This is a genomic window from Bacillus sp. SA1-12, assembly GCF_000981385.1.
Lineage (GTDB): Bacteria > Bacillota > Bacilli > Bacillales > Bacillaceae > Metabacillus.
Window position 1 is genome coordinate 89,371 of record NZ_LATZ01000012.1, and the last position, 11,023, is coordinate 100,393.

The following is an 11,023-nucleotide window of genomic DNA, read 5'->3' on the forward strand; positions in this document are numbered from 1 at the left end:
CTTCTAGAATTTCCAAACACAGGATATGATAATCTTAAATATAAATGAAACCAGTAATTTACAGCTTAAAAAGAGTGAATCTTCTTTACATCTTTTCGTTTTTTATTGATAATAGTTACAATATAGTAAAACTTCTAATGATGGAAAGAATGATTAATTATATAGATTGCACTATTTTTTGATCCATTGAAAAAATGATCAGCAATTCGTTTTTTCCTGGATTCTTATCAAAGTTTTCATTATAAAAAGGTGATTCCATGGCAAATGAACAAGTACTATCTTCAGAGCAAGTAATTGAAAAGGCACGGCGATATTTGTCAGAAGACGATACCGCTTTTGTTCAGCGTGCCTATGACTTTGCGGAAGAAGCCCACAGAGAACAATTTAGAAAATCAGGTGAACCCTATATTATCCACCCAATCCAAGTGGCGGGCATATTGGTAGATTTGGAGATGGACCCATCTACCATTGCGGGTGGCTTCTTACATGATGTTGTGGAAGATACCGATGTTACTCTTGATGACCTACGTGAAATATTTAATGATGAAGTAGCCATGCTTGTTGATGGCGTAACAAAGCTCGGAAAAATCAAATATAAATCCAAGGAAGAGCAGCAGGCTGAAAACCATCGAAAAATGTTTGTGGCAATGGCTCAAGATATCCGCGTTATTTTAATTAAGCTTGCAGACCGTCTTCATAATATGAGAACCTTGAAGCATTTACCACAAGAAAAGCAAAGACGTATTTCAAATGAAACATTAGAAATTTTCGCCCCCCTTGCACATCGATTGGGGATCTCTAAAATCAAATGGGAGTTAGAGGATACGTCGCTGCGCTATTTAAATCCGCAACAATATTATCGAATTGTAAATTTGATGAAAAAGAAGCGTCAGGAACGTCTTGAATATTTAGATCAAGTCATTGATGAGGTTCGACATCGTGTTGATGAGGTCAATATTGAGGCTGAATTTTCTGGCAGACCGAAACACATTTATAGCATTTACCGTAAAATGGTTCTGCAAAATAAACAGTTTAATGAAATTTACGACCTGTTAGCGGTTCGGATCGTCGTTAATAGTATTAAAGATTGCTATGCTGTTTTAGGGATCATCCATACATGCTGGAAACCGATGCCGGGCCGTTTTAAAGATTATATTGCAATGCCTAAGCCGAATATGTATCAATCACTCCATACTACGGTTATTGGTCCAAAAGGTGATCCGTTAGAGGTGCAAATTCGTACATTTGAAATGCATCAAATTGCTGAATATGGGATTGCTGCGCACTGGGCATATAAGGAAGGCAAAGAGGTTGATGAAAATACAACATTAGATAAAAAGCTTTCCTGGTTTAGAGAGATTTTAGAATTCCAAAATGAAGTAACAAATGCCGAGGAGTTTATGGAATCTCTAAAAATCGATCTCTTTTCAGATATGGTTTTTGTTTTTACACCAAAAGGCGATGTAATTGAATTACCTTCTGGTTCTGTTCCAATTGACTTTGCCTATCGTATCCATTCCGAAATAGGAAATAAAACGATAGGTGCAAAGATTAACGGGAAAATGGTGACATTGGATTATAAGCTTAAAACCGGAGACATTATTGAGATTTTAACCTCAAAGCATTCATATGGTCCAAGTCAGGATTGGTTAAAGCTTGCCCAAACTTCTCAAGCGAAAAATAAAATCCGCCAATTTTTCAAAAAGCAGCGGCGTGAAGAAAATGTTGAAAAAGGCCGTGAAATGGTTGAGAGGGAAATTAAAAACCTTGATTTCGATATAAAAGAAGTCATGACTGATGATAATTTGCAAAGAGTAGCTGAAAAGTTTAATTTTGCAAATGAAGAGGATATGTATGCCGCTGTTGGGTACAATGGAGTTACGGCTTTACAGGTCGCAAATCGTTTAACAGAAAAATGGCGGAAAAAACGTGACCAGGAAGAACAGGAAAAAAATATTCAAGAAGTTATAAATGAAGCAAAACAAGTAAGATCATCATCCTCAAGGAAAAAGCGTGATGCGGGTGTGCAAGTTAAAGGAATTGATAATTTGCTCATCAGGTTATCAAAATGCTGTAATCCAGTACCGGGTGATGACATTGTCGGCTTTATTACAAAGGGCAGAGGAGTCTCTGTTCACCGTGCGGATTGTACAAATGTTCATACTGAGGATGCTAAAGAGCGCCTCATTGATGTGGAATGGGAAAACCAACCATCCTCAAGCCGAAAAGAATATAATGTTGAAATTGAAATACTAGGCTATGATCGTCGAGGTCTTTTAAATGAAGTACTTCAGGCAGTGAATGAGACGAAAACAGATATCTCATCAGTGTCTGGAAAATCTGATCGTAACAAGGTTGCAACAATTAATATGGCAATTTCGATATCGAATATTAATCATTTGCAAAAAGTGGTTGAACGTATTAAGCAAATTTCGGATATTTATTCAGTAAGAAGAATGATGAATTAAGGCAGGTTTAATTGTGAAAGTAGTTATTCAACGAGCAAAAGAAGCAAAAGTAACGGTGGAAGGTAACATAGTTGGACAAATTGATGAAGGCGTAATGGTGTTAGTGGGTATTACACATGATGATACCGAGAAAGATGCTGAATACCTTGCAGAGAAAGTCGCGAATTTAAGAATTTTTGAAGATGCAGATGGGAAAATGAATCATTCTTTGTTAGATCGAAATGGACAGGTCTTATCTGTATCTCAATTTACCTTATATGGTGATTGCCGAAAGGGAAGACGTCCAAATTATATGAATGCGGCAAAACCCGACTATGCAATTAATATGTATGAAATGTTCAATTCTAAATTAAGAGAAAAAGGACTGCAAGTGGAAACGGGGACATTCGGTGCCATGATGGATGTTCAATTTACCAATGCTGGACCTGTGACTTTGATATTGGAGAGTAAATAAAAAAGGGCCGTCTTAAAGGGACTGCCCCTCTAACAAACATTACGGAACTTTCTTGTTTTTAAGTTCCGGTATAAGTGTTTGAGGAGGGATGATCCTTTAGTTTAAGACAAGCCCTTTTATTTTTAATGATTTTATATTTAATTTATCCAGATCTTAAAACCTTCAGTAAAAACGATTCATGAATCAAAAGAAAGCCAAGAAGATTTGTGGGGGGCAAGATATACCCACTTAAAAGTAGTCTTGCTTTATTTAAAATACAAGGCGAGACCATTAAAGATCCCCTGTGATATTCGTTCCTGGTAACTTGATGTATTAATTGTTAGTTCCTCTGTACGGTTACTTAAGAAGCCAAGCTCTAATAATGCTGCAGGGGCTTTATTTTCTCGTAGGACATGGAAGTTTCCGAACTTAAGTCCACGATCTTTTAAATTTGATTGTTGTGCGATACCTGAGTTCAAACTAGATGCGAGTGGTGCATCTTTTAGTGAATTGTAATAATAGATTGTCGTTCCACTTGCACTTCTGTCAGAGGTGCTATCATAATGAATACTTATAAATGCTTCAGCATTCCGATAATGTGATGTGCTGACTCGTGAATTTAAACTAATATATGTATCATTTGAACGAGTAAGAATTACATTTGCACCGGCAGATTTTAGCTTGTTATAAACTAATTTAGCGGTTACGAATGTAATATTTTTTTCCAAAGTGCCTCTTATTCCAACTGCTCCGCTGTCTTGCCCGCCATGTCCAGGGTCAATGACAATTGTTTTATTTTTTACATATTGTCTAGAGCCGGGTTTTGTAACAGGGGAGTTAACTCCGTTTGTTTCAACAACCCAACCTGCAATATAGCCAACTTTATTGTTTCCAAGATTGATTTTATACCAATTGCCAACAGTATCCAAAATGGCATAAGTCTCCCCAACATTTGCTCTCTTTACAATGGAATGACTAGTGGATGTACCGGAACGTATATTAGTACCGTTATAGATAATTTTTACTTGCTTATTATTAGGAGATGGATTAGCTGCTGTACCCGATGTATTTGATGTTTTTGAGATATACCAGCCAGCAACCCAGCCTGTTTGATTTGAATCAAATTTGATTTGATACCAATCATTCTCTTCTTTAATTATGGAAACCTTCATTCCTTTTGAAACAGTTCCAATAATCTTACCGCTAAGCGAGTTGATATTTCGGGCGTATAAGGTTGTGGCAGTGACAGTTCCGCTGACAGAAGACCCTGATTTAGTTATTGAAGACGCATCTTTTGATGAAGATGGTGAACTGTTTGATGATAAATAATTACTATGTACCCAGCCCTTTACACCATCTATTTGAATTTGCGTCCAGTTGCCATGCTCTGTAACGATTGTAACAATGTCACTCTGTTTTATACTTCCGATGAGTGTGCCAGTTGTCGATGGTTTACTCCTGATATTAAGCGAAGATGCTGTGACAGTCGCTGTCTTTTTGCTTGATGATGATAGATTCTTATTTACAGCGGTTTTTGTTATGTTTCCAAAGCTGGAAGCTACCCATCCCAACTTACCAGAGTAAGAAATTTTTATCCATTCACCGCTTTTTTCAACGTATTGAGCAGTTTTTCCCTTTTCAAATACTCCAATAACATTAAATGAAGTACCTGGACCAGATCGGATTCTTAAGCTTGTTGCATTTGATACAACATTTCCATTTTCGTTTGAAACAGATGGGCTTGTAGTCATGCTGCTTTTCTCCTTTACCAGCCATGAAGCAACCCAGCCTGTTACATTTCTTGATACTTTGATTTTTATCCAATCTTTCTTTTTTTCCACTACATCGAATGTTTGTCCTTTTTTTACCTTTGCAATAATGGAAGATGTAAGCCCCGCTCCGCTCCGAACATTTACGAGATCGACATTTATGGTGACTTGTTCATTGGCAGCAGTTAATGTTACGGTACTTGCAAATGAGGAAATAAAAAGGAGTGTAAAACATATGTACATGGTGCAGTATTTGTGTAACAAAAATGAAACCTCCTTTTTCTAGCTGCTATTAATCACTTCTCTACTAAAATCGGCAATCCTTTTAAAAGTTGAAATAAAATCTGAAAATAGGGAAAAGATAATAATAAGTTTTGGAGATTTTTTTGAAAGGAAGCGGAAGGATGAGAAATAGTGAAAAAGGAAATGTAACCCATGCACAGCATGATGTTTTTGGTGTTGACTTTCAAGGTTTGATGGTAAACGAACAAAACGATTCCTTAGTCGAGGCAGCAACAGAATTTGGAATTCCTCTACAGAATGTTAGAAATCTGAAAAAACATCTAAATCGTTCTTGACATTGTGTATTAAACATACGTAGAATAAGATATAATTTGAAATCATACATAGTCCTTGAACCATTGAGGGAGAACAGTAAATAAGAATACACATGAAAAGAGAGGAAATGCCTTAGGCTGAAAGCATTTCTGCATGATGACTTATTGAAAAACACTCCTTAGGTTTCTCTCTGAAAAACAGCTTGTTTAGTAGGAGCAGAACGTTGCAGGCGTTAACTGATTGAGTGGGAATAGCTTTGGCTATTTCAACTAGGGTGGAACCACGGGTATAACTCTCGTCCCTACATTTAGTAGGGATGGGAGTTTTTTGTTTTGGTTTAAGAACGATGTAAGCTGGTGCGTCTTAATTGTTCGAGGCAGATTAAGACGCTTATGTTTTGTTGCTTAAGTAGTTGGGATTAGTTTTTTTTAGTTTTGTGTCTAGCTGCAGCGCCTAGCTCCTCGAGCCATAGCCACTTAGGAATTGGAGGTAAAGAACTTCTATTCCTAAGCGTCTTATTTGCCCGAAGCTGCCCGAGGCGCTTCCGCTTTTAGATTGGAGGAGAACAAATGTCATTTCAGATACCTAGAGGTACTCAGGATATTTTACCTGGAGAAGTAGAAAAGTGGCAGTTTATTGAAACTACTGCGCGTGAACTATGTGGCAGATATCAGTATAAGGAGATCCGCACACCAATTTTTGAACATACAGAATTATTTGCGCGCGGTGTTGGTGAGAGTACTGATATTGTTCAAAAGGAAATGTATACCTTTGAAGATCGGAAGGGGAGAAGCATAACCTTAAGACCTGAAGGCACAGCCTCGACCGTACGTGCTTTCGTGGAAAAAAAGCTTTATGCTAACCCGTCTCAACCAACAAAGCTATATTATATTGGGCCGATGTTCCGATATGAGCGTCCGCAAACTGGCCGCTTTCGTCAATTTGTCCAATTTGGTATAGAAGCATTAGGCAGCCATGATCCAGCCATTGATGCTGAAGTGATCTCGCTTGCCATGTCATTATATCAATCACTTGGTTTAAAAAGCATAAAGCTTGTCATTAATAGCTTAGGTGATGGTGAGAGCCGCAAAGCTCATCGCGAAGCATTAATTGCACATTTTCAGCCAAGAATCGGGGAATTTTGCTCGGATTGTCAAAAGCGTTTAGAACAAAATCCGTTACGGATTTTAGATTGCAAGAAGGATCGGAACCATGAATTAATGAAAACTGCTCCTTCCATACTTGAGTTTTTAAACGACGACTCTAAGCAATATTTTCAAAAGGTGCAGCAATATTTGACTTCAAATGGAATTGCTTTTGAAGTAGACCCGCGTCTTGTTAGAGGATTAGACTATTATAACCATACTGCTTTTGAAATTATGAGCAATGCGGAAGGCTTTGGAGCAATAACAACCCTTTGTGGGGGAGGACGCTATAATGGCCTGGCTCAGGAGATTGGCGGACCTGAAACACCAGGAATCGGGTTTGCTCTTAGTATTGAGCGTCTATTAGCTGCGCTTGATGCAGAAGGTGTTGCATTGCCAATTTCAAGTGACATTGATTGTTACATGGTAACGATGGGGGAACAAGCTAAGGACCGTGCTGTTTCATTGCTTTTTGAAATGAGAAAAGCCGGTTTAAAAGCTGAAAAAGACTATGAAGATAAAAAAATGAAAGCTCAATTAAAGGCTGCAGATCGTCATCAAGCTAAATTTGTTGCAATTTTAGGTGATGATGAGCTTGAGCGAAATGTTGTAGCTGTTAAGAATATGGAAACAGGTGCACAGGAAGAGATTGCAATTGATCAGCTAATTTCTTATTTAAAACAATCTTGATAGAAATGAAAGGAGAGGATTCCATGTTTGGCCGTACGTATTATTGTGGTGAAGTACCGGAGTCAGCTATTGGAGAAAAAGTTGTATTAAAGGGTTGGGTTGCAAAAAGACGTGATCTAGGAGGCGTTATCTTTATCGATTTGCGCGACCGCACAGGTGTTGTTCAGGTTGTATTTAATCCTGAAAAATCTTCTGAAGCATTAGAAATTGCTGAGAGAGTACGAAGTGAATATGTGCTGGATATTACTGGAACAATTGTTGAACGTGATGAAGAGACAATCAATCCGAATATTCCTACAGGAAAAATTGAAGTGATTGTTGACAAGGTCACAATTTTAAATAAAGCAAAAAATCCTCCATTTTTAATTGATGATAAATCAGATGAGGTTTCAGAGGATGTTCGTTTAAAGTATCGTTATTTGGATTTGAGAAGACCTGCATTATTAAACACGATTCAGCTACGTCATAATGTTACCAAATCAATGCGTAATTTCTTAGATGAAAATGGCTTCTTGGACATTGAAACACCAATTTTAACAAAAAGTACACCAGAAGGAGCACGTGATTATTTAGTTCCGAGCCGTGTTCACCAAGGTGAATTTTATGCATTGCCGCAATCACCGCAAATCTTTAAACAGTTATTGATGGTGTCCGGCTTTGATAAATACTACCAAATTGCACGTTGCTTCCGTGACGAAGATTTACGTGCTGATCGCCAGCCTGAATTTACTCAAATTGATATTGAAGCTTCATTTATGAGTCAAGATGATATAATGTCAATGACTGAGCAAATGCTTGCTAAAATTATGAAGGAAACAAAAGGCATAGATATTGAACTGCCAATTAAACGAATGACATATGATGAAGCTATGAGCCGCTTTGGATCTGATAAGCCGGATACGCGCTTTGGCTTAGAGCTAGTTGATGTAGGTGAAATTGTAAAAGACTGCGGCTTAAAAGTATTTAGCAGTGTAATCGCAAATGGCGGACAAGTTAAATCAATTAATATTAAAGGTGCTGCTGATAAATACTCGAGAAAAGATATGGATGCTTTAGCAGAATTCGTTGCACCATATGGAGCAAAAGGCTTAGCTTGGCTGAAAATTGAGGATGATGGCCTAAAAGGACCGATTATCAAATTTTTTACAGAGGAAGAACAAAAAGCGTTAGTAGCAACTATGGAAGCCTCTGTCGGCGATATTCTTGTATTTGTAGCTGATAAAAAATCAGTTGTAGCAGATTCTTTAGGTGCCTTACGTCTGAAACTCGGTAAGGATTTGCAATTAATTGATGAGAGCAAATTCAATTTCTTATGGGTTGTTGATTGGCCGCTGCTTGAATATGATGAGGCAACAAAACGTTATTATGCAGCACACCATCCATTTACAATGCCGGCTAGGGAAGACCTTCATTTATTTGAAACAGACCCAGGCAGTATGAAAGCACAGGCATATGACATTGTTCTTAATGGTTATGAACTTGGCGGAGGATCAATTCGTATCTTTGAAAAAGACACCCAGGAAAAAATGTTTAAGCTTTTAGGCTTCTCAGAAGAAGAGGCAAAAGAGCAGTTTGGATTCTTATTAGACGCGTTCGAATACGGTACGCCACCACATGGCGGTATTGCACTTGGACTTGACCGACTTGTGATGCTATTAGCAGGCCGTTCAAATCTTAGGGATACTATTGCATTCCCTAAAACAGCAAGTGCCAGTGATTTATTAACAAATGCACCTAGTGCTGTCAGTGAAGCGCAATTGGAAGAATTAAACCTGGAAATTCTTGACTAATAACATAAGAAATGCCTTTGTCAAGCTCTTGAAAAGGCATTCTTAATATGATATTATTTTTAAAAATAACAGTTAAGTCCTGATGTGTACGTTGTACACCTAGTTTTGACCTAACATTTTTTCTACGGGAGCTTGTGTTTCTAGACAGAGTAAACGCCTCTAACTCGGATACTTGAGGACTTACAAACCTCTGGAATAAAGCACCCACCTGCTTAGGGCGGGCTCAAAACAAGGGAAATGGCGACGGCACAATTGGGACTGCTACATAAAAAACGTAAGGGTCTGACCCCTCTGTGGAAAACTAATAAATAGTACGTATTGTACTAGCTATTATGTCTTAAGGGGTCCGGCCCTTTTTATTTGATACCATACTCTTGCATTTCCCTCAATGTATGGTATATTCGTTTTCAGGTAAAAATACTGTCATTATGATGGTCAAGATAATTGGAATGTAAATGGAGTGAGTTAGTTGCTACATCAATTTTCACGTAATGAATTAGCAATAGGAAAAGAAGGACTTGATATATTAAAAAATAGTACGGTTGCCGTTTTAGGAATTGGCGGAGTTGGGTCATTTTCAGCAGAAGCTCTTGCAAGATCAGGCGTTGGAAAATTAATTCTTGTGGATAAAGATGACGTTGATATAACAAATGTAAATAGACAAATTCATGCGCTTCTTTCGACGGTCGGTCAGCCGAAGGTCGATTTAATGGAGGCTAGAATAAATGAAATAAATCCTGATTGTGAAGTAATATCTCTTAAAATGTTTTATACAGAAGAAACGTACGAGCAGTTTTTTGAATATAAGATTGATTATGTAATTGATGCTTCAGATACGATTTCATATAAAATTCATTTAATGAAGGAATGTTTAAAACGTAATATTCCAATAATTTCAAGTATGGGTGCCGCAAACAAAATGGATCCAACAAGATTTCAAGTTTCAGACATTTCAAAAACTCATACGGATCCAATTGCAAAGGTAATCCGGACACGGTTACGTAAGGAAGGAATCAAAAAGGGGATTAAAGTTGTATTCTCTGACGAAAGTCCAATCGTTATTCGGGAAGAAGTGCGCAAAGAGGTAGGGAATGATGCTGCACAAATCCGCAAGGCTAAAATGCCTCCGTCATCAAATGCTTTTGTTCCGTCTGTTGCCGGTTTAATTATGGGTGGACACGTGGTAACTGAACTTCTAAAAGATATAAAGATCGTTCGGGTAAAAGACGAAAATAAATGAGTTACGAAAAAAGAGGCAACATAGCCTCTTTTTTTCTTTAAGTGCGCCCAGCATGGGTGTAATCTATAGGGTGAAAGTCCCGAACTGTGAAGACAGAAGTAACAGTTAGCCTAACACAAGGGTGTCTATGGTGACATGGAATCTGAAGGAAGTGAGCGGCAAACCTCCGGTCTGAGGAACACGAACTTCATATAAGGCTAGGTATCATTGGATGAGTTTGCTTAACAGAACAAAGTCCTTTCTGTCGAAGGTGATACAGAGTAAATGAAGCAGATAGGTGGAGGGAAAGATTGCACTCTTACCTGGGGAGGTCTGATTGGAACGCCAAGTACATTTGGTAACCTATCTAGAGATAGATAGCTGAACAATCAGAAGTCAGCAGAAGTCATAGTACCCTAATTTCTCGAGAATTAGGGGAAGGGCTGAACAATTAGGAAGAACTAAGAACTAGGCGTAAACTTCTTATGTTGAAACAGATAATCTGAAAAGAGCTACCTAAAGGAGGATATGGTGAATTCCATGGGGGACTTTGGGAGTGTGGAGTAAGAATAACACAATTAGATTTCTACGTTCACGTCGAAAGGAAATATCAAATGTTGATAGATATGATTTTGTCACGGGAAAACTTAATTGAAGCACTTAAGCGTGTGGAAAGGAACAAAGGAAGTCATGGCATAGATGGAATGTCCGTAAAATCCCTACGAAGACACCTCTATGAAAACTGGGATTCCCTTTGTCACTCTTTGAGAACTGGTACCTATGAACCGAACCCAGTACGTCGAATCGAAATCCCGAAACCGAACGGTGGAGTAAGATTACTAGGAATACCTACTGTGACAGATCGTTTCATCCAACAGGCCATAGCCCAAGTGCTAACCCCACTTTTCGACCCAACATTTTCAGAACATAGTTATGGTTTCCGTCCCAAAA

General features: G+C 38.1%; 7 protein-coding genes, 1 other RNA gene, 1 pseudogene and 1 other annotated feature. Of the genes and pseudogenes, 8 read left to right on the top strand and 1 reads right to left on the bottom strand.

Annotated features, from left to right (window positions below):
• Positions 1-257: 257 nt before the first annotated feature.
• Together WQ54_RS10145 and dtd are read left to right on the top strand one after the other, a co-directional pair.
• Positions 258-2,468, top strand: a complete 2,211-nt coding sequence (locus tag WQ54_RS10145) for a bifunctional (p)ppGpp synthetase/guanosine-3',5'-bis(diphosphate) 3'-pyrophosphohydrolase (RefSeq protein ID WP_046515857.1) — start codon at positions 258-260, stop codon at positions 2,466-2,468.
• A 13-nt stretch (positions 2,469-2,481) separates the two neighbouring features.
• The gene (dtd, locus tag WQ54_RS10150) at positions 2,482-2,922 is read left to right on the top strand and encodes a D-aminoacyl-tRNA deacylase (RefSeq protein ID WP_046515860.1); all 441 of its coding nucleotides are present in this window, start codon (positions 2,482-2,484) and stop codon (positions 2,920-2,922) included.
• A gap of 245 nt (positions 2,923-3,167) precedes the next feature.
• On the opposite strand, the gene WQ54_RS10155 is transcribed toward dtd, so the two are convergent.
• Positions 3,168-4,934 (bottom strand): SH3 domain-containing protein, encoded by a 1,767-nt coding sequence (locus WQ54_RS10155; RefSeq protein ID WP_156177855.1) that lies wholly within the window; start codon positions 4,932-4,934, stop codon positions 3,168-3,170.
• 140 nt (positions 4,935-5,074) lie between these two features.
• On the opposite strand from WQ54_RS10155, the gene WQ54_RS34245 reads away from it, so the two are divergent.
• From WQ54_RS34245 to WQ54_RS32540, 6 genes and pseudogenes are all read left to right on the top strand, one after another.
• Positions 5,075-5,248 (top strand): hypothetical protein, encoded by a 174-nt coding sequence (locus WQ54_RS34245; RefSeq protein ID WP_197089577.1) that lies wholly within the window; start codon positions 5,075-5,077, stop codon positions 5,246-5,248.
• A 54-nt stretch (positions 5,249-5,302) separates the two neighbouring features.
• Positions 5,303-5,534: a binding site (T-box leader), on the top strand.
• A gap of 263 nt (positions 5,535-5,797) precedes the next feature.
• Entirely contained in the window at positions 5,798-7,063 is a 1,266-nt protein-coding gene (gene hisS, locus WQ54_RS10160; RefSeq protein ID WP_046515863.1) for a histidine--tRNA ligase, read from the top strand.
• A 23-nt stretch (positions 7,064-7,086) separates the two neighbouring features.
• The gene (gene aspS / locus WQ54_RS10165) at positions 7,087-8,853 is read left to right on the top strand and encodes an aspartate--tRNA ligase (protein WP_046515866.1); all 1,767 of its coding nucleotides are present in this window, start codon (positions 7,087-7,089) and stop codon (positions 8,851-8,853) included.
• A 73-nt stretch (positions 8,854-8,926) separates the two neighbouring features.
• A non-coding RNA gene (gene ssrS / locus WQ54_RS32535) (6S RNA) lies at positions 8,927-9,116 on the top strand.
• A 206-nt stretch (positions 9,117-9,322) separates the two neighbouring features.
• Positions 9,323-10,093, top strand: coding sequence for a ThiF family adenylyltransferase (locus WQ54_RS10170; protein ID WP_046515867.1), 771 nt, complete (start codon positions 9,323-9,325; stop codon positions 10,091-10,093).
• Between the two features lie 593 nt (positions 10,094-10,686).
• A pseudogene (locus tag WQ54_RS32540) lies at positions 10,687-11,023 on the top strand (reverse transcriptase domain-containing protein); the annotation flags it as partial.